The organism is Niallia oryzisoli (genome assembly GCF_036670025.1).
GTDB lineage: Bacteria > Bacillota > Bacilli > Bacillales > Cytobacillaceae > Bacillus_BD > Bacillus_BD oryzisoli.
Window position 1 is genome coordinate 766556 of sequence record NZ_CP137640.1, and the last position, 18557, is coordinate 785112.

At 37.7% G+C, this 18557-nt stretch carries 22 protein-coding genes; 21 read left to right on the top strand and 1 reads right to left on the bottom strand.

Annotated elements, in window-relative coordinates:
• Positions 1 to 187 precede the first annotated feature (187 nt).
• The 21 genes from R4Z09_RS03795 to R4Z09_RS03890 all read left to right on the top strand — a co-directional run bounded on the left by R4Z09_RS03795 (position 188) and on the right by R4Z09_RS03890 (position 17605).
• Complete coding sequence (locus R4Z09_RS03795; protein WP_338451056.1) at positions 188 to 1822, top strand: NAD(P)/FAD-dependent oxidoreductase; 1635 nt, start codon at positions 188 to 190, stop codon at positions 1820 to 1822.
• Positions 1823 to 1862: 40 nt separating this feature from the next.
• Positions 1863 to 2438, top strand: a complete 576-nt coding sequence (locus tag R4Z09_RS03800; protein ID WP_338451057.1) for a hypothetical protein — start codon at positions 1863 to 1865, stop codon at positions 2436 to 2438.
• Positions 2439 to 2756: 318 nt separating this feature from the next.
• Positions 2757 to 3548, top strand: a complete 792-nt coding sequence (locus R4Z09_RS03805; protein ID WP_338451058.1) for an acetoacetate decarboxylase — start codon at positions 2757 to 2759, stop codon at positions 3546 to 3548.
• A gap of 30 nt (positions 3549 to 3578) precedes the next feature.
• The gene (locus R4Z09_RS03810) at positions 3579 to 4331 is read left to right on the top strand and encodes an SDR family NAD(P)-dependent oxidoreductase (RefSeq protein WP_338453194.1); all 753 of its coding nucleotides are present in this window, start codon (positions 3579 to 3581) and stop codon (positions 4329 to 4331) included.
• A 130-nt stretch (positions 4332 to 4461) separates the two neighbouring features.
• Positions 4462 to 5325, top strand: a complete 864-nt coding sequence (locus tag R4Z09_RS03815) for an NAD(P)-dependent oxidoreductase (RefSeq protein WP_338451059.1) — start codon at positions 4462 to 4464, stop codon at positions 5323 to 5325.
• A 120-nt stretch (positions 5326 to 5445) separates the two neighbouring features.
• The gene (locus tag R4Z09_RS03820) at positions 5446 to 6867 is read left to right on the top strand and encodes a TIGR00366 family protein (protein WP_338451060.1); all 1422 of its coding nucleotides are present in this window, start codon (positions 5446 to 5448) and stop codon (positions 6865 to 6867) included.
• Positions 6868 to 7075: 208 nt separating this feature from the next.
• Positions 7076 to 7198, top strand: a complete 123-nt coding sequence (locus R4Z09_RS31005) for a CoA transferase (RefSeq protein ID WP_422392244.1) — start codon at positions 7076 to 7078, stop codon at positions 7196 to 7198.
• A 163-nt stretch (positions 7199 to 7361) separates the two neighbouring features.
• Entirely contained in the window at positions 7362 to 8807 is a 1446-nt protein-coding gene (locus tag R4Z09_RS03825) for a GntP family permease (protein WP_338451061.1), read from the top strand.
• A 740-nt stretch (positions 8808 to 9547) separates the two neighbouring features.
• Complete coding sequence (locus R4Z09_RS03830) at positions 9548 to 10774, top strand: MFS transporter (RefSeq protein ID WP_338451062.1); 1227 nt, start codon at positions 9548 to 9550, stop codon at positions 10772 to 10774.
• A gap of 734 nt (positions 10775 to 11508) precedes the next feature.
• The gene (locus R4Z09_RS03835) at positions 11509 to 11850 is read left to right on the top strand and encodes a hypothetical protein (RefSeq protein WP_338451063.1); all 342 of its coding nucleotides are present in this window, start codon (positions 11509 to 11511) and stop codon (positions 11848 to 11850) included.
• Positions 11851 to 11889: 39 nt separating this feature from the next.
• Positions 11890 to 12153: a metal-sensitive transcriptional regulator gene (locus R4Z09_RS03840; protein WP_338451064.1), complete on the top strand. Its 264-nt coding sequence runs from the start codon at positions 11890 to 11892 to the stop codon at positions 12151 to 12153.
• 85 nt (positions 12154 to 12238) lie between these two features.
• The gene (locus tag R4Z09_RS03845) at positions 12239 to 12460 is read left to right on the top strand and encodes a sulfurtransferase TusA family protein (RefSeq protein WP_338451065.1); all 222 of its coding nucleotides are present in this window, start codon (positions 12239 to 12241) and stop codon (positions 12458 to 12460) included.
• A gap of 69 nt (positions 12461 to 12529) precedes the next feature.
• Positions 12530 to 13009 carry a DsrE/DsrF/DrsH-like family protein gene (locus R4Z09_RS03850; protein ID WP_338451066.1) on the top strand — a complete coding sequence of 160 codons (480 nt, stop codon included), beginning with the start codon at positions 12530 to 12532 and terminating at the stop codon, positions 13007 to 13009.
• Positions 13010 to 13051: 42 nt separating this feature from the next.
• Positions 13052 to 13414: a rhodanese-like domain-containing protein gene (locus R4Z09_RS03855; RefSeq protein ID WP_338451067.1), complete on the top strand. Its 363-nt coding sequence runs from the start codon at positions 13052 to 13054 to the stop codon at positions 13412 to 13414.
• A gap of 25 nt (positions 13415 to 13439) precedes the next feature.
• Positions 13440 to 13736 carry a rhodanese-like domain-containing protein gene (locus R4Z09_RS03860; RefSeq protein ID WP_338451068.1) on the top strand — a complete coding sequence of 99 codons (297 nt, stop codon included), beginning with the start codon at positions 13440 to 13442 and terminating at the stop codon, positions 13734 to 13736.
• 53 nt (positions 13737 to 13789) lie between these two features.
• Positions 13790 to 14365 (top strand): sulfurtransferase TusA family protein, encoded by a 576-nt coding sequence (locus tag R4Z09_RS03865; protein ID WP_338451069.1) that lies wholly within the window; start codon positions 13790 to 13792, stop codon positions 14363 to 14365.
• A 46-nt stretch (positions 14366 to 14411) separates the two neighbouring features.
• Positions 14412 to 15548, top strand: a complete 1137-nt coding sequence (locus R4Z09_RS03870) for an MBL fold metallo-hydrolase (protein ID WP_338451070.1) — start codon at positions 14412 to 14414, stop codon at positions 15546 to 15548.
• A gap of 17 nt (positions 15549 to 15565) precedes the next feature.
• Positions 15566 to 15793, top strand: a complete 228-nt coding sequence (locus tag R4Z09_RS03875) for a sulfurtransferase TusA family protein (RefSeq protein WP_338451071.1) — start codon at positions 15566 to 15568, stop codon at positions 15791 to 15793.
• A gap of 50 nt (positions 15794 to 15843) precedes the next feature.
• Positions 15844 to 16620: a sulfite exporter TauE/SafE family protein gene (locus R4Z09_RS03880; RefSeq protein WP_338451072.1), complete on the top strand. Its 777-nt coding sequence runs from the start codon at positions 15844 to 15846 to the stop codon at positions 16618 to 16620.
• Between the two features lie 45 nt (positions 16621 to 16665).
• Positions 16666 to 17268 (top strand): class I SAM-dependent methyltransferase, encoded by a 603-nt coding sequence (locus R4Z09_RS03885; RefSeq protein WP_338451073.1) that lies wholly within the window; start codon positions 16666 to 16668, stop codon positions 17266 to 17268.
• A 118-nt stretch (positions 17269 to 17386) separates the two neighbouring features.
• A complete protein-coding gene (locus tag R4Z09_RS03890) occupies positions 17387 to 17605 on the top strand; it encodes a hypothetical protein (RefSeq protein WP_338451074.1) in 219 nt (72 codons plus the stop codon).
• Between the two features lie 50 nt (positions 17606 to 17655).
• Here R4Z09_RS03890 and cysQ read toward each other — a convergent pair whose 3' ends face one another.
• The gene (cysQ, locus tag R4Z09_RS03895) at positions 17656 to 18453 is read right to left on the bottom strand and encodes a 3'(2'),5'-bisphosphate nucleotidase CysQ (RefSeq protein ID WP_338451075.1); all 798 of its coding nucleotides are present in this window, start codon (positions 18451 to 18453) and stop codon (positions 17656 to 17658) included.
• Positions 18454 to 18557: the final 104 nt, after the last annotated feature.

Sequence of the window (18557 nt, forward strand, 5' to 3'; positions counted from 1 at the left end):
GAAAACAACTATGAAATCAATGGAAGAGCAAAATGTAATTGTATCAAAGGAAGCAGACTACCTGCGTGCACTATACCAGGAATGTTGGTATAGTGCACTGCAAAAATAAGGAAAAATCTTTTCCAGGTCATGATCGCTTTATCAAGATAACAGAATACAAAATTAAGAATGCAGGAGGAGAAATATTATGATTCAATCTAATAGGAATAATAGTGTGGAAAAGGAAGTAGACTTCGATGCAGTTGTTGTTGGAGCAGGGTTCGGGGGTCTTTACTCTGTACATAAACTCCGCAATGAACTTGGTTTAAATGTACATGCCTATGATAATGGCTCTGACGTTGGCGGCACTTGGTATTGGAATCGCTATCCGGGAGCACTTTCTGATACAGAAAGCTTTCTATACCGTCTCTCTTTTGACAAGGAACTGCTTGAGGAAGATGATTGGAAGGACAATTACCTAACGCAGCCAGAAATTCTTTCCTATTTGAATAGGGTTGCTGATAAATTCGATTTACGTCGCAGCTATCAGTTCGATACAAAGGTTACAGTCACTCACTTCAATGAAGAAAATAACTATTGGGAGGTTACCACTGACAAGGGTGAAACGGTTACTGCGAAGTTTCTTGTTACCGGCCTTGGCCTTCTTTCAGCAACGAATGTACCAAACTTTAAGGGGAGAGAGACGTTCAAGGGTGAACAATACCATACAGCTAGATGGCCAAGAGAAGGCGTTGATCTGAAGGGGAAACGAGTAGGCGTAATTGGTACAGGTTCAACCGGAGTTCAGGTTATTATTTCCATTGCTCCTGAGGTAGATCATCTGACTGTTTTCCAACGGACTCCGCAATACAGTGTACCGATTGGATTAAAGGAACAATCCGATGCTGAGAAAGCGGAAATAAAGGCAAATTACGAAGAAATCTGGAAACAAGCGAAATCTTCAGCTGTGGCCTTCGGCTTTGAGGAAAGCAGGGTATCAGCGGTTGAGGTTTCGAAAGAGGAACAAGAGCGCGTGTTTGAAGAGGCATGGAATACAGGAGGCGGATTCCGCTTCATGTTCGGTACCTTCAATGATATTGCGACAAATCTTGAGGCTAATGAGGCTGCGGCCAATTTCATCCGTAAGAAAGTCCAAGAGATCGTTAAGAATCCTGAAACGGCACGCAAGTTAACTCCGACTGGTTTATATGCCAAACGTCCGCTTTGTGACAATGGCTACTACAATACTTACAACCGAGATAACGACTCGCTTGTCTCTGTAAAGGAAAACCCGATCGTGGAAATTACACCAACAGGAGTACGCACTACGGATGGCGAGTACGAATTGGATGTGCTGATCTATGCGACTGGATTCGATGCGGTAGATGGAAACTATACGAAGATCGACATACGCGGACGCGATGGCATCACAATGAGCGAAAAATGGGCAGATGGACCAACTGGGTATCTCGGCATGATGAATACCAATTTTCCAAATCTCTTCATGATCCTTGGTCCAAATGGTCCTTTTACAAACCTGCCGCCTAGCATTGAAACGCAGGTTGAATGGATATCAGATACCGTGAAGTACATGGTTGAAAACGACATTTCCACGATTGAGCCAAAACAGGAGGCTGAGGATGAGTGGATTACGACATGTCAAACAATTTCAGACCAAACGCTGTTTTCAAAGGGTGAATCGTGGATTTTCGGGGCGAACATCCCAGGCAAGAAGAACACGGTCATGTTCTATCTGGGCGGACTGGGGAACTACAGAAAGACCTTAGAAGAGTCGGGGTATAAGGGCTTTATTTTCGACGGCGTCTTGGCTAACGTGGAATAAATGAATGCTACTAGCAAACTATTAGAAGAGGTGACATAAATTGATAACTATTAATGAAAGAATTAGTTCAAAAATTGAAATTGAGTATCCTGATTACGCAAAATTGCCTGAGCAAGTGAAGCAAAAGTACGAAAGCTTACCTACGATAGTCAATTTTTTCCGGATGCTGGGGTATAGTCCTGGTGCTTACGTGGAAGTCATAGACCTAACCAACGCCATTTTCAAGAAGCTTACACTATCCGATTACCACAAAGAGCTTCTTGTTGTGCAAGTGGCTGCACATGAAGGCAGTGACTATGAATGGGAACAACATGTTTCCATCGCCCAAACAGCAGGCGTGTGCGAAGATCAATTCATCGCCATCGCTGAACAACGCATTGATGATCGTGAAGTATTTTCGGAACGTGAACGGGTTCTATTGCGATTTGGGAAGTTTATACTCGAACAAGGCAAAGCGCCGGGCGTTGTATTCAAACACACGCTTGAATACTTCTCCGTTGAAGAATTGTCGGATGCCATGATTGTTATCGGTTTTTACAAAATGTTATCAATCTATATCCAAACCTTTAACCTTCCAATTGATGCGCAAGAGGATGGAAACTGGGTCAAGAAGTAAGAGAAAAAAGAGCGAATAATTTATCGTAACTTAAAGGGCATAAATTGAGCTGTTTAACAAATGTTCTAGCAGGAGTTACAGGTTCCGCTTCAGTTGTAATGGATACTTCGTCTTGTATATTCTGAATATTCAAAAATATAGCGCATTTGCACGCCTTTGCGGATAATGTTTCATTCATTTGAAGTACAAGCTCCATTTGGAGGAGTGAAACATAGCGGGTTAGGAAGAGAAAGCAATAAATATAGTTTAGAAGACTGCCTTCCAGACAAATGAATTGTAAATATATATATCTAATTTAGACGAAAGGGTGAAAGTATTATGTTGAAAGAAGATGTTCGTAAACAAATAGCAACACCACTTGGAGGACCTGCTTTTCCGAAAGGACCTTTTAGATTTAATAATCGCGAATACCTAAATATTACCTATCGCACCGACCTTGAGGCCTTAAAAAGGATCGTTCCTGAACCGTTACAAGTGGAAGAACCATTGGTAAAGTTTGAAGTCATGTATATGCCAGATGCGACTGGACTTGGTCGTTATACAGAAGCAGGCCAAGTAATCCCTGTTACATATAACGGTATCAAGGGAGAATATTCACATTGTATGTATGTAGATAATCACCCTGCCATTGCTGTCGGTCGTGAAGCGAGTGCCTATCCGAAAAAACTCGGAGCTCCAAGCTTATTTATTGATTCAGACACGCTTGTGGGAACAGTTGATTATGGAAGCTTGCGCATAGCCAATGCAACGATGGGCTATAAGCATCAGCCTCTTGATTTTGATAAAGCTCGAGAAGAAATTACGAAACCGACGTTTCTGCTTAAAATTATGCCGGATTTTGATGGGAAGCTTAGAATATGTGAACTTCTTCAGACTCAAATTACTGATTTGATCATCAAAGAAGCATGGACAGGCCCGGCTCGTTTACAATTGTTTGAACATGCCTTAGCTCCATTGGCTGATCTTCCTGTACTTGAGGTGCTACATGCTTCCCATATCATAACGGATCTTACGGTATCATCTGCGACTCGTGTCTACAATTATCTTGCTGAGGAAGAATCACACTCACCTTCAAAAATGGAGGAAATCGAAGTCAGTCTGCAAAAATAATGATTACAAAGGGGGGCAGAGTCTGTGGAAATGACAAAAAATTCAGATGAATTCAAAGGTAAAGTTGCATTGATTACCGGTGGTGCAAGAGGGATTGGGCAAGCCACTGCGTTGGCATTTGCTCGCCGCGGGGCAAATATTGTCATCTGCGACGTTGCTGAACATGGAAATGAGACTCTTGCTGCTGTTGAAAGGCTAGGGAGCAAGGGGATTTATGTCCATACCAATGTTGCTGATTCCCAGTCTGTTGAAAATGCTGTAAAGACCGCGATTTCAGCCTTTGGCCGCCTTGACTTTGCTCATAACAATGCCGGGATACGTGCCGTTGCTAATATTGCGGATCTTGCTGAATCGGATTGGAAAAGAGTCATAGATGTCAATCTGACAGGGGTTTTCTTAGGAATGAAATATCAAATTCCAGAGATTTTAAAAACACAGGGCGCGATTGTAAATACAGCTTCGATCTTTGGAATGAAGGGAGTGCCGGAACGTTCTGCTTATGCTGCAAGCAAAGCAGGTGTTATAAGTCTGACAATGACTGCAGCCAGTGAGTATGCCGAACAAGGGATTCGGATCAATGCGGTTGCTCCAGGTTTCATTGCGACAGAGGCAGCGCAAAATACGTTAGGAAATGGTGCACAACCATTGATTGACAGAACTCCCAGAAAGAAACCAGGAAATCCAACCGATATTGCGGAAGCTGTTGTTTGGCTTTGTAGCCCTTATAGCCTAAACGTTAATGGAATCGTGTTACCAGTTGATGGCGGCTATATGGCAAATTGATTATTCTATAGGCTTGACATGGAGCAACCGAAGATTTGATTCATTACGAAGGCAGCTTGACGCTTCGCAAGGTTAACAAGCTCCTTGTTAAGCCAAATTTACAAATTCATGTGATATTGGAGACTTTGAAATGGATCAATCAATCGGTTTTGTTGGTTTAGGTGAAATGGGAGTACCTATGGCTTTAAATTTACAAAAGTCAGGCTTTCAAGTATTTGCTTATGATATTAATCAGAGTATTTATGAAAAGTTACGACAAAAAGGAATTATCTGTTGTGATTCTATTAAAGAAGTGGCCGAAAATTCAGATGAAGCTGTCATATCTATGGTTCGAACGGCACATCAAACAGAAAATGTAATTTTCGGGGAAGAAGGCATTGCCTCAGCCGATAAACAAGGACTGACCATCATCATTATGAGCACTCTAGAGACTACAACTGTGAAAGAATTAGATGAAAAAGTAGAAAAAATGGGATTACATTTGGTAGATGCCCCTGTAAGTGGAGGTCAGTTTGGTGCAGAAGCTGCTACATTATCGATTATGACCGCCGGTGCAGAAGATATAGTGCAAAAGTGTAATCGTTACTTCCAAGCAATGGGCAAAAATATTTTTTATTTTGGTATGGAATGTGGAGCAGGCCAATCAGCAAAACTTGCCAATAATTTAATCGTAGGTATTAATCTTACAGGTACGATAGAAGGACTTAGATTTGGACAAAAATATAGTCTGCCCAAAGATGAACTTTTGAAGCTAATAAGCGTAAGCACGGGCAATAGTTGGGTTGTCAATCACTGGGATGAAGTCAGTAAATGGAAACCAGATGGCACACTTGGTGTATTGTACAAGGACTTAATGGCTGTCATTATGGAATGTTCAAAAGACCAGTTTTCTTTACCTCTGGGTGCATTAACTTCAAGTTTGTTAATCGATTCAATGAAGGCATTGCAGAAGGAATTAGATGAAGAATTAAACAGGATTTCTGTAAATAAATAATAGGTAAATTTAAAAGTTAGAATACTAGAAAATAGAAAATGAATAAAGTAAAACTGACAATAAAAGATTGCTAGATATCTGAAATCTAGAATCGCTCGAATTAATATTAGGGGTGTGAAAATGGGGATTAGTAATCATAAAATTGAAAATCAACAGAGAGATCATAAAGAACAAAGTGAAGTAAAACTTAGTCTTTCAGAAAGAGTAGCAGAAAATTATAGTAAATATTTTCCTGATTCCATGATTTTTGTTCTTGCTATTACTATTATTTCTATGATTTTAGCAGTTGTATTAACGGATAGTGGACCGATTGAAGTAGTGAATTATTGGTTTGATGGATTTCCTATGATGTTTACTTTTGCCTTCCAGTTAATTCTTACTTATGCGGCAGCCCTCGTTATAGTAGAAACTCCTTGGATAGGCAAGCAAATAACCAACCTGGCTAAAAAGGTGAAGAAACCAACAACAGCGTATGTATCAACAGCTTTAGTTAGTGGTTTTTCCTCTTTGTTAGGCTGGTATATTGGACCTGTTGTTGCCGGTACCTTTGCACGTGCTATCGGCAAAACAAATGATAAGGTAGATTATCGACTGTTAACAGCGATTACCTATTCTTCCTGGATTGTTTGGGCGGGCGGAATCTCAGCTACCATCCCATTGTTTGTGGCTACGGAAGGTTCAATGACAGATATACTTGGAGGAGTTGTCCCACTTGAAGCAACCGTTTTCTCTCCAATGAATATCATCTTAATGATTTCAACTGTATTCATTATTACGGCTATCTTCTACTTCATAGGAAAAAACAAAAGGGAAATTGTCTCTTATAAATCACTATTAATTGAAGAAGAAAAAGCAAAAGAAGAAACAGCTGTTGCCATAGAGGGGAATTTTGCAAATGAAACTTTTGCCGACCGTATTAATAACTGGCGTCCAATCCTATGGGTAATAGGTCTTTTAGGTGTAGCGTATATGTTTTATCATTTAGCTATAAATGGATTAAATGGTTTAAATTTAAATTCAATCGCATTTTTAATCATGTTTATGGGCTTTATGGTAACTAGGAATGTAAACCACTATGCTAAAAGTTTCTCAAAACATATGAGTGCTAGTACTTCCATTGCTATTCAATTTCCACTATATGGGGGAATTGCATCTATTTTGTTAGGGACAGGTTTAGCAGAAGTATTTTCACAAGCTGTAGTAAATAGTTCAACAGCAGCCACTTTCCCAGCATTAACATTTTTAATGGAAGGATTTATTCACTTATTTATTCCTTCAGCTGGATCGTTATTTGTCGCAACCGGATCAGCATTTATACTTGCTGCACAGGAATTAGGAGTGGACATTCCACGTACAATAATGGCTGTAAACTACGGTGAAACATGGACTACACTTATTCAACCATTCTGGGCTCTATTATTTATGCCAATTATGGGGGCAGGATTGAAACTGACGGTAAAAGATTTCCTTGGATATTGCCTGCCGATATTAATTATTATTGGGATTTACTGGATTATTGGGGTCACTTATTTACCGATTTAGGCTAAATAAGCAGTGGTTGGTGGTCTCGAGGGATTATGAGATTATGCGTCATTTTATTAGTTACTGAAATCTAACCTTTATAATAATCTGAAAATTATGATTAATCATCGAGTATTGGAGATATGGGAGTCGATGTGATAAAGGTGAAGCAGCCTAAGCAAAGGGATGAGTCAAGGCGCTTCACTTTTCCCAAGTAGAATGATGAAAGTTGTATTATCCTAGTTCAAACCGAAATGAGCGAAGTATTACGGTCAATCTAAAAAGTGAAGATGGAAAAGAAATTATTTACTCTCTAGCGAAAGACGCTGATATTTTAGTAGGGAATTTCTGAACAGGAACACTAGATAAGCTGGGTTATGGTTATGAAACAATGAAAAAATAAATCTCCGTTTGGTGTATCGTTCTATATCAGGGTTTGGCAGAACCAGGTCCCGAAAGGATTTTAGGGATACATAGGTATTTAGGGGAATTTAAATTATATTGGGGGAGCATCTATGGATTTAATCGTTATTCTTTTGTCTTTAGGGTTATTAATATTTGTAGCGTATAGAGGATTTTCTGTCATTTTGTTTGCGCCAATTTGTGCATTACTCGCTGTATCCTTAACAGAACCAAGTCATGTTCTGCCGTTCTTTTCTAATGTATTTATGGCGAAAATGGTTGATTTCATTAAAAACTATTTTCCTGTCTTCCTACTAGGGGCCATCTTTGGAAAAGTGATTGAAATGTCAGGAATAGCTGATCAAATAGCTAGGCTCGTTATACGTATGGTTGGAGCAAAACGTGCTATTCTAGCCGTTGTAATTATGTGTGCTATTCTTACTTATAGTGGAGTCAGTGTGTTTGTGGTTGTGTTTGCCGTTTATCCATTTGCTAAACAGTTGTTCCAAAAAACTAATATTCCTAAGCGTTTAATTCCTGCCACCATTGCACTTGGAGCCTTTAGTTTTACGATGGATGCTTTGCCAGGTACACCACAAATTCAAAACGTGATTCCTACTACTTTCTTTAAAACAGATATCTATGCTGCGCCTACTTTGGGTATTATCGGTGCCATTTTCATGTTGATAGTTGGGATGTTGTACATTGAAAGATGTCGTCGTAAAGCAGCGGCTGCTGGAGAAGGTTATTTTGGCAAAATGGGAGCAGAATCTGAAATGGCAGCAAGTCTCGCAGCTGAAGTGGCGGAGTTTGAAACAAATAAGGAGAAGTCGTTTGACTCCGTTCATGCAAAAGATTGGCTTGCTTTTATGCCCCTTATATTGGTCGGGGTCATGAATAAATTTTTTACTGTCGCCATTCCTAAATGGTATGAAAATGGCTTTGACTTTTCAAAAATTGGATTAGAAGCTTTTGGATCAGTTAATATGGCTTCAGTAGTTGGGATTTGGTCAGTTGAAATGGCACTCGTCATCGGAATTGCAACGACAATGGCCCTTAATTTCAAAGCAGTTAAAACTAATTTCCAAGAAAACTTAAAAGTTGGAATAGGCGGAGCTTTACTAGCTACGATGAATACGGCATCAGAATATGGTTTTGGAGCAGTCATTGCAGCTTTACCAGGTTTTGCGGTTGTTCAGCATGGAATCTCTGGTATGTTCACCAATCCGCTAGTGAATAGTGCTGTGACGACATCCACCTTAGCGGGTGTTACAGGTTCTGCATCTGGAGGGATGAGTATCGCTTTAGGTGTTATGACTGAAAAGTATTTGGCTGCTGCCGCTCAATTCAATATTCCGCCAGAAGTTTTGCACCGCGTTATTTCTATGGCATCTGGCGGTATGGATACGCTTCCGCATAACGGAGGCATCATCACCCTGCTTGCTGTAACTGGACTTACACATAGGCAAGCATATAAGGATATTTTTGCCATTACTATTGTTAAAACACTTGCGGTCGCATTCGTCATCCTCGTTTATACGTTAACTGGCCTTGTATGATTTATAGGTATTTATAAAAATGATACTGTTACCTCTATTTGCATAGGGGGAAGGGAATATAAGCCAGTTGTCAGGAATGTTTCTATTTAACTTCATTCAGCAGAAGTCCTCCACTTCTACAGGTGGGGGATGAATGTAGATTGAATTTTGTTGACTAATATAATGAGGGGACACAAGCCTTTCTTGATAAAAGGCAGGCTGTCTTTAAATGAATGTAAGAGGACAATTGCGAACAATAACAAAAAGAAGGCTTTCAATCGAAAAAAGGCATTGAAAAACTTTCGTTGAATAGAATCAGATCTTCTTTTTGTTATGATTATTTGGCAGTAAGAGGAAACTGTTTTGTCCGTATTAGATATACAAATAGTTTTATTCTTACAGAATAATGGTCCAGCGGCTAAATTTAAGAATCATATGGAAATAACTCCCAATAAAATATTTATTAAAAGGGGATTGAAGCATATTTACTACTATGCTAATATAATAAACAACATAATATTACCTTTAAGATCAGTCCAGAGAGGCTGAAAAGGGCGACGAACAGCTATTTATGGCTGTCTTTTACTTACTTTTGTTTACTCATGCCCTTTTGTCCTCTGCGACTAAAGGGTATTTATTTTGTTCTTTTTTAAATAAACCTCTTTTAAGCGAAGTCCTGTGAGGCTTCAAAGGAGAATGGGAAATTTGAATAACCATTCTTTCGAGGTTCAACAAGTAGAAAACGGAAGGGTGGAATCAAAATGGATTATCGTAAAAAAACAGTCGTCGCATCTACAGCAGGTTTAACGTTAGAAGGCATGGATATCATGTTTATCTCCTTTGCGATGTCGATGATTATTTCAGAGTTTGGCATTGACTTTGCAACTGGAGGACTTATATCTTCCATAACAAATCTTGGAATGCTTGTTGGCGGAATTGTATTTGGAATTTTGGCAGACAAGTTTGGCAGGGTGAAAATTTTTACTTATACAATCTTATTGTTCGCACTAGGCACTGCTCTAACGGGAATAGCAACAAATATTGAACAGGTTTATTTGTTTCGATTTATTGCTGGACTTGGCGCAGGTGGTGAGTACGGAATCGGAATGGCTCTTGTAGCCGAGGCTTGGCCGAAGAATAAACAAGGAAGAGCTTCTTCTTATGTAAGTGTCGGTGCTCAATATGGTGTTATTCTTGCTGCATTACTAAGTGCGATGATTCTGCCAATGTTAGGCTGGAGAGCGCTGTTCTTTGTTGGGATACTTCCTGTTATTTTTGCTTTCATTGTAAGAAAGAACCTAAAAGAATCGCCAAAATGGCTAGATGCACAGAAAGACAATACAGTTAAGAAAGTAGAAAAGGGTAAATTAGTTCAGTTATTTTCTACACCAAAAACAACAATGACAACGATTGCTCTTGTTATCATGGCCACTGTTCAAATTGCAGGCTATAATGGATTAATGATTTGGCTGCCTTCAATGCTGCAGCAATCACAAGGCTTGTCCGTATCAAGCTCAGCGCTGTGGACAATTAGTACAGCGGTTGGGATGATCATTGGGATGTTAACCTTTGGACGATTCATGGACCGATTTGGAGCAAAGCGAGCTTACGGTACCTTTTTACTTGCCTCTGCTGCTGCTGTATTCTTCTATTCGTATGCAACAGGAAGCGCAGGCTTATTAATTGGCGGTGCAATTGTCGGATTCTTTTCAAATGGAATGTTTGCTGGATATGGTGCACTAATCAGCAGCTTTTATCCGGTTCAAGTAAGAAGTACAGCTACTAACACAATCTTTAACTTTGGTCGTGCAGTAGGAGGTTTATCACCAATTCTTGTTGGATATATCCTGCAAAGTTCTAATATGACAGTTGTAATGATTTACTTAGCGGCCCTATATTGCATTTCCTTTATCGTTATGCTTACACTTCAGAAAACAAAGTCAAGCCGTCGTACATTAAAGGTTATGCAGCCATCTGAAAAATTCTAATTACAAATATAGATAAAAAACAAACCATCAATTAAGGTGCTGAAAAGTACCTAATTGATGGTTTGTTTTTTTGTAAATGTTTGATGAATTCAGCTTTCGTCTCGGTATGATGGAGAAAAAGAATTTAACGAATGATTTTTTGGTTCTGCCAGCCAGAAGGTAGGGAAATGTTTGTTTGAATTTATTTAAAAAAGAGAAGAAAAATAAAGGTAGCTTGAATTGCTACCTTTTAGTTTGATTAAGATCTTAACTAATCTAATGACTTTCAATATATGTTTCAAGAGCTGGATGAAACTCTTTTTGATAATGCTGATCCGGACATGATTTAATGACAATTGCTTTTAAAGTATTGGAATGTTGAGTTTCTAATACTTTATTGCATTTTGGGCAATGTTCAACAAAAAGGTTTTTAAAAAAACGCATAAGCAGATTCACCAACCTTATTCCGTTAATTCCTATAATTATAGTATGAATTATACAGTATCTTTGTAATTTTACAATAGATAATGAAAAATTTTACTTATATTTATATTATGGAAGGCGATTAGTAAGAGTGAATAATCAAACATAAAGTGAATATCGAATTTCGGTGCTCATTTTATTTTTTGAAAAGGAGTACCGGACATTTTTAATCGAAGAACCACTCAAAAACGATATAAAATACAGTTGACAATATACCTATATGGGTATAATATAAAGCGTGTTGATTGGTTCTTTAATTGATGGAGGTTAGAATGGCATTATTAATTTTTAGTACAGTGATTGTCCTATTTATTTTATATAGAAGATATTTTCCTGTTCATGGCGTCCAGTGTAATCATTTTAGCGATCTTGATTTAGATAAAATAAATGTAATAGATGTAAGGGATTTTAATGAATCTTGCAAGAATCCAATCGAGGGAGCAATAAATATCCCGATTGCCTATCTTAAAAGAAATTATCATGAAATTCCAAATCGTGATTTACATTTAATAGCATTAAGCTTAGTAGAAAAAAATATGGGAATACGTTTATTAAGACAAAATGGTTTTCGGGTAACTGGATATTCAATAATTGAACAGAAAAAATTTTTTTAAAGGAAAACTCATTAAACTAAGCGTTAAGGAGGTAGAAAAATGGATTATAATGATCAAATGAAAAATAGGGTAAAACGTATTGACGGGCAGTTAAAAGGAATTTTAAGAATGATGGAAGAAAATAAGGAATGCAAGGAAGTCATTACTCAGTTATCTGCAGCCAGAACTGCCATTGACCGTACAATTGGAGTTGTCGTAAGTTCTAATTTAGTGGAGTGTGTTCAAAAAAGTCATGAGCTAAGTGACAAAAGTACAGAAGAGTTAGTAAAAGAAGCCGTTAATCTGTTAGTAAAAAGTCGGTAAAAAAGATTTGACACTTTTCTTTATTTTTATTATTATACCCATATGGGTAATAGTATAAATAATAAGGAACAGGAGGAATGAAAGGATGAATGTAACTAAAATATTAGATGCAAAAGGTTTAGCCTGTCCGATGCCAATTGTTAAAACAAAAAAAGCTATAAATGAACTTGAATCTGGTCAGATTCTAGAAATCCATACAACAGATAAAGGTTCAAAAAATCACCTATCCGCTTGGGCTAAATCAGGTGGACATGAATTACTAGAATACGAAGAGGAAAACAATATTTTAAAATTTTGGATTAAATAAGGCTAATTTTTTTAACTTTAATTATACCCATACCGGTATTAGTAAAAATAACATCTCGGAGGTAACCTTATGACAGATAAGAAAAAGACAACCATTATCTTATTTAGTGGAGATTATGATAAAACAATGGCAGCTTATATCATTGCAAATGGGGCGGCTGCATATGACCATGAAGTAACAATTTTTCACACATTTTGGGGATTAAACGCCCTTCGTAAAGATGAAAAGACTCAGGTGAAAAAAGGGTTTATGGAAAAAATGTTTGGAAAAATAATGCCAAGAGGTGCAGATAAAATGGGACTTTCGAAAATGAACTTTGCCGGCTTTGGTCCTAAAATGATTAAGGATGTTATGAAAAAACACAACGCGATGCCTCTACCGCAACTAATCGAAATGGCACAAGAGCAGGATGTAAAATTAGTTGCTTGTACGATGACGATGGATTTATTAGGTCTACAAAAAGAAGAACTGCTAGATAACATTGAATATGCAGGGGTAGCTGCGTATTTGGCAGATGCCCAAGAAGGAAATGTAAATCTATTTATTTAGAAGAAACGGGGAATTATCCCCTGATAATAGGAGGGACTAGTCTTGGAATATGTGAATTATATTGTTATTGCTCTATTTCTATTCTTGATTATTCAACGCATGATGCCAACAAAAGGTGTTAGACATATATCTACAGCACAATTGAAAAGTGAATTAAAGGATAAAAATAAGCAATTTGTTGATGTCCGAACACCCGGAGAGTTTAAGGGCAGCCATATTAAAGAATTTAGAAATATCCCTCTACAACAACTTGCGCAAAAATGTGAGAAAGAACTATCCAAGGATAAAGAAGTTGTTGTGATATGTCAAAGTGGTATGAGAAGTCAAAAGGCTAGTAAGTTCCTAACAAAATCAGGATTTACAAAAGTAACAAATGTCAAAGGCGGCATGAGTGCCTGGAACTAATAGAAATTGAATGAGGTCTTTTACAATGAGAGAAATGACTGCAAAAGAAGTAGAAACATTATTGAATGAAGGAAAGACATTAAATATTATAGATGTACGTGAAGTTGACGAAGTAGCAGCCGGAAAAATACCAGGTGCAGTTCATATTCCATTAGGATTAATGGAGTTTCGTATACATGAATTTGATAAAGCAAAAGAGTATATCATGGTTTGCCGTTCAGGAGCTAGAAGCAGCCGTGCAACTCAATTTCTTGAAAGCTATGGATTTAACGTAATTAACATGGCTGGAGGAATGCTTTCTTGGGAAGGAAAAGTTAAATAAATTTTTTTCGTAAAAACAATACCCCAATACGTATAAAAACAGGAGGCTTTAAAATGGAGTACTTAAAAGCAAACGTGATTTTAGATGCAAAAGGATTAGCATGCCCGATGCCAATTGTAAAAACAAAAAAGGCGATGAGTAATTTAGAGGCAGGGCAAGTATTAGAAGTTCAAGCGACAGATAAAGGATCTAAATCCGATATAAAAGCTTGGGCGGAAAGCTCAGGACATCAGTATTTAGGGACGATTGAAGAAGGGAAAGTGTTAAAACATTATCTTCGTAAATCTTCTGATGATGAGGTACCGGAGAAAAAATATCCACACATCATTAATAATGAAGAGTTAGAAAGAAAACTAGAGGCTAATGAAAACATAGTGGTCCTAGATGTAAGAGAAGCGGCAGAATATGCATTTAACCATATTCCAAATGCTATTAATATTCCTTTAGGTGAATTAGAAGAACAATTAAATGAATTAAATAAAGAAAATGAAATCTTTGTGGTTTGTCGTACAGGGAGCCGTAGTGATCTTGCTGCGCGAAAGTTATCAGAAAAAGGGTTTGCCAATGTGATCAATGTTGTTCCTGGAATGAGTGAATGGTCTGGTAATACAACGGGTATTCATGATTAATAGTATATTTTTTTTGAATTCATAAATACTATAGGGGGTAATGTAGATGACTCTAAAAGTAATGACTGCCAAACAACTGGCTAAAAAAGTATTAAATAAAGAAGAATTGTTTATTCTTGATGTCCGCAATGAAAGTGATTTTCGTGATTGGAAAGTTGAAGGAGAAAATTTCCAATATTTAAATGTTCCATATTTCGAGTTAATTGATGGTATTGAACCAATTGCTGATCAAATTCCAAAAAATCAAGATGTCCTTGTGATTTGTGCTAAAGGTGGGTCTTCTGTATTTGTTGGAGAACAATTAGTTGATGCGAAATTTGATAATATTTACACTTTAGAAGACGGAATGCAAGCTTGGAGCAGGTACCTAGAAAAGGTAAAGGTATATGAAGATAACAACCTTAAAGTATTCCAATTTATCCGCGTAGGAAAAGGGTGCCTATCGTACATGGTTGTATCTGGTCAGGAAGCTCTCATTGTTGATCCCACACGTTTTGTAGATGATTACGTAAAAGCTGCGGAAAATGAAGGAGCAAAAATTACTCACATTGTCGATTCTCATTTACACGCTGATCATATCTCAGGTGGTAACATGCTAGCGGAAATGACAGGTGCAAAATATTACATTATGAAGAGTGAAGGTGCAGTATTTAATTTTGAGGCATTAGAAAATTATCAAAAGATTGAGTTCGAGCAAGTACAACTGGAAGTCTTAGCTGTAAAAACTCCTGGACATACACCTGGCAGCGTATCATTTTTTGTGAACGAAAAACTTTTATTCTCAGGTGATACTATTTTTATTAGTGGATTAGGTCGTCCTGACCTCGGAAATAAAGTACGTGAATGGGCAAATGATTTGTTTAATACCGTTCATAACAAGGTATCACAAATTGCAGATGATGTGATTGTACTCCCTGGTCATTATGCTGACTTGGATACTGAGATAAACTCAGAGGGATATATAGGCGATACGCTTGGGAGGATTAGGCAACGCAATAAAAATATGTTTACTGCTGCCAAAGATGAATTTCTTGATCGTGTTGAAAGGTCAGCAAGTTCAGTTAAACCGCCTAATTTTGAAGAAATAGTTGCGATTAATCGTGGAGTTGAAAAAGTGGATTCTGATAAAATGCAAGAGTTGGAAATTGGACCTAACCGTTGCGCTGTACATCACATTGAATAATAGGAGGCAACTAAAAAATGAATGTAGCTAAAGTATTAGATGCAAAAGGCTTGGCTTGTCCAATGCCCATTGTGAAAACAAAAAAAGCCATAAATGAACTTGAATCAGGTCAAGTATTAGAAATCCATACAACAGATAAAGGCGCAAAGAATGACCTTACAGCCTGGGCAAAGTCAGGAGGACACGATCTTTTAAAATACGAAGAAGACAATGATGTATTAAAATTTTGGATTCAAAAAGGATGATAATAAAGGGAACTGAAAAGGTTCCCTTTTCTGAATAAAAGGAGGAAGAAATGGATATTAGCTTGATAATCACGATCTTCCTAATTGGATTTATAGGTTCATTTATTTCAGGGATGTTAGGAATTGGTGGAGCTATTATTAACTTCCCAATGCTATTATATATTCCAGCCGCTCTTGGGGTAGGACATTTTACGGCACATGAAGTTTCAGGAATTACAGCTGTACAGGTTTTCTTTGCTACAATTGGCGGTGTTTTTGCTTACCGCAAAGGCGGGTTTATAAACAAAACTCTGATTGTTTACATGGGGATTAGTATTCTGTTTGGAAGTTTTATTGGAGGGATCGGCTCCAATCATATGACGGAAAGCGGAGTAAATATCGTTTATGGAATTTTAGCTTTGCTTGCCGTAATTATGATGTTGGTACCTAAAAAAGGTATTGATGATATTTCCTTAGATAAGGTGAAATTTAACAAGTGGCTTGCGGCACTTCTAGCATTTATTGTCGGGATTGGGGCAGGTATTGTAGGTGCTGGAGGAGCATTTCTGCTTGTCCCCATTATGCTTGTCGTATTAAGGATACCTACAAGAATGACTATTGCCTCTTCCTTGGCTATTACACTTATTTCATCTATTGGTACTATCACCGCTAAAATCTCAAATGGGCAAGTAGAAATTCTTCCATCTCTTATGATGGTTGCGGCCAGTTTAATTGCCTCCCCACTAGGAGCAAATGCTGGAAAAAGAATGAATACAAAAGTTCTACAAATCATTATGGGAATATTAATCTTGGCTACGGCAATAAAGACATGGATGGATATATTATAAATTTCATAATGATAGTGGATACTATATTGAAAGGCTGGTTGAACGATGAATCTTTGGAATACTCGGTTTAAGATGGAAAACTATGTGTATGGAAAGGAGCCAAATGTTTTCTTAGCAGAAATGCAGCGGAAACTCCAAATAAAAGGCCGTGCTTTAGCAATCGCAGAAGGCGAAGGACGTAATGCAGTTTTCTTGGCTGAACAAGGAATGGACGTGACAGCATGGGACTATGCAGAATCAGGGTTAGAAAAAACTAAAAAGCTTGGAAAGGAACGAGGTGTAAAGGTTCATACTGAGCTTGTAGACTTAAGTGAAGCTTCCTGGAAAAAAGAGCAATGGGATGAAATCATATGTATATTTGGGCATTTCCCAAAGGAATTACGAACAAAAACACTCCTAGGAGTAAGGGATGCAGTGAAACCGGGTGGTTATTTTTTAACAGAAGTTTATTCGTATAAACAAATCCCCTACAATAGTGGAGGACCACGCGAATTAAATTTTTTGTATAAACCTGAGGAATTTTTACAAACCTTTACTGATTGGCGTTTTGTTCACTTTTTTATGGGAGAGGTTGTTCGTCACGAGGGAGAACTACATAATGGTTTATCCCATGTTATTCAATTTATAGGACAAAAACCGATCGATTAGATTTATGATAATAATTTAGTTTCTTAATCGTCTTTTGCTCATTTGTTAATAGGATCTTTCTCTAATGGATATTTAGAATAAGATTAGTAAACGATAACAATGATAGGAGGGATCGATCATGTTTGATGAAATGTCTGATGATGAAAAGGAAAAACTTGAAGAAGTTCTGAAAAATTCAATTGAAACGGAAGAAGATTTAATGCGTACTTATCTGATAGGTGCTGAGCGGGTCCAAGATGATGATGAGCTAAAAGAACGTCTCGAAAATTTCGCGCAGGGAAATGCGAAACGGACAAAGCAGCTGATCGATGAGCTGAATGAAATGAAGGAAGAATAGAAGTGTTAAATAAAAAAGAGCCGATTCCCGAACGGCTCTTTTTTATTAATTTATCGCACAATAAACCAGCCGTTCACAAGCTGTTCTTTATTATACAACAAGGGCTGATTGGTTTTAGCATCGATAACTTCTCCGCCGGCAGCTTCAACAATTGCCTGGCCTGCTGCTGTATCCCATTCCATTGTTGGAGCAAAGCGCGGGTAGACATTTGCCTTTCCTTCTGCCACTAGACAAAATTTCAAGGAGCTTCCTGCGGAAATCATGTCAACCTCTCCATGCTCCTTTTTAAGGCTCCCGACAAATGTCTCAGTTTCAGGAGATAAATGAGAGCGGCTTGCAACAACTATATATGGACCCTCATGACCAACTTTAATTTTTGGGGAAACGGCTAATAGGTCTTCCTCTGAGGTTAGCTGATGAGTGCTGTACTGGTTAATTTTAAAAGCTCCAAGCTGGTTTGAAAAATACATTTCATCCTTAACTGGAACGTAGATTACACCCAGGATAGGCTTTTGATTATGAACAAGTGCAATATTTACAGTGAACTCCCCGTTACGGTTTACGAATTCCTTCGTTCCATCTAAAGGATCGACAATCCAAAGCGTGTTCCATTTTTTTCGTTCCTCAAAAGGAAGGTGCTGGCCTTCTTCGCTTAATATAGGAATCGAGGGATAGCTCTGACTCAAATGTTTAACAATAATCTCATGTGACTTTCGATCGGCTAATGTAAGCGGTGATGCATCCTCTTTAGTTTCCACTTGAAAGTCTGTGTCATACACCTCTAAAATCTTTTTCCCTGCCTCATAGGCAGCTTTTGTTATATCCAGTATTTGAATCGTTTCTAGCATGCAAATCATCCTTAGTATTTATTAGTTGCTTTCTTAAAAATAAAAATGAAATAATATATGTAGAAAAATTTAGAAATATTGAGTAAAGAGAATTAATGTAATTC

Excerpts from the sequence above, each read along its gene's own strand:
- R4Z09_RS03845 (WP_338451065.1), top strand. The coding sequence starts at position 12,239 with ATGAATGTAACTAAAATATTAGATGCAAAAGGTTTAGCCTGTCCGATG.
- R4Z09_RS03890 (WP_338451074.1), top strand. The coding sequence starts at position 17,387 with ATGTTTGATGAAATGTCTGATGATGAAAAGGAAAAACTTGAAGAAGTT.
- R4Z09_RS03830 (WP_338451062.1), top strand. The coding sequence starts at position 9,548 with ATGGATTATCGTAAAAAAACAGTCGTCGCATCTACAGCAGGTTTAACG.
- R4Z09_RS03835 (WP_338451063.1), top strand. The coding sequence starts at position 11,509 with ATGGCATTATTAATTTTTAGTACAGTGATTGTCCTATTTATTTTATAT.
- R4Z09_RS03795 (WP_338451056.1), top strand. The coding sequence starts at position 188 with ATGATTCAATCTAATAGGAATAATAGTGTGGAAAAGGAAGTAGACTTC.
- R4Z09_RS03820 (WP_338451060.1), top strand. The coding sequence starts at position 5,446 with ATGGGGATTAGTAATCATAAAATTGAAAATCAACAGAGAGATCATAAA.
- R4Z09_RS03870 (WP_338451070.1), top strand. The coding sequence starts at position 14,412 with ATGACTCTAAAAGTAATGACTGCCAAACAACTGGCTAAAAAAGTATTA.
- R4Z09_RS03825 (WP_338451061.1), top strand. The coding sequence starts at position 7,362 with ATGGATTTAATCGTTATTCTTTTGTCTTTAGGGTTATTAATATTTGTA.
- cysQ (WP_338451075.1), bottom strand. The coding sequence starts at position 18,453 with ATGCTAGAAACGATTCAAATACTGGATATAACAAAAGCTGCCTATGAG.
- R4Z09_RS03860 (WP_338451068.1), top strand. The coding sequence starts at position 13,440 with ATGAGAGAAATGACTGCAAAAGAAGTAGAAACATTATTGAATGAAGGA.
- R4Z09_RS03840 (WP_338451064.1), top strand. The coding sequence starts at position 11,890 with ATGGATTATAATGATCAAATGAAAAATAGGGTAAAACGTATTGACGGG.
- R4Z09_RS03880 (WP_338451072.1), top strand. The coding sequence starts at position 15,844 with ATGGATATTAGCTTGATAATCACGATCTTCCTAATTGGATTTATAGGT.
- R4Z09_RS03815 (WP_338451059.1), top strand. The coding sequence starts at position 4,462 with ATGGATCAATCAATCGGTTTTGTTGGTTTAGGTGAAATGGGAGTACCT.
- R4Z09_RS03875 (WP_338451071.1), top strand. The coding sequence starts at position 15,566 with ATGAATGTAGCTAAAGTATTAGATGCAAAAGGCTTGGCTTGTCCAATG.
- R4Z09_RS03805 (WP_338451058.1), top strand. The coding sequence starts at position 2,757 with ATGTTGAAAGAAGATGTTCGTAAACAAATAGCAACACCACTTGGAGGA.
- R4Z09_RS03850 (WP_338451066.1), top strand. The coding sequence starts at position 12,530 with ATGACAGATAAGAAAAAGACAACCATTATCTTATTTAGTGGAGATTAT.
- R4Z09_RS03885 (WP_338451073.1), top strand. The coding sequence starts at position 16,666 with ATGAATCTTTGGAATACTCGGTTTAAGATGGAAAACTATGTGTATGGA.
- R4Z09_RS03810 (WP_338453194.1), top strand. The coding sequence starts at position 3,579 with ATGACAAAAAATTCAGATGAATTCAAAGGTAAAGTTGCATTGATTACC.
- R4Z09_RS03865 (WP_338451069.1), top strand. The coding sequence starts at position 13,790 with ATGGAGTACTTAAAAGCAAACGTGATTTTAGATGCAAAAGGATTAGCA.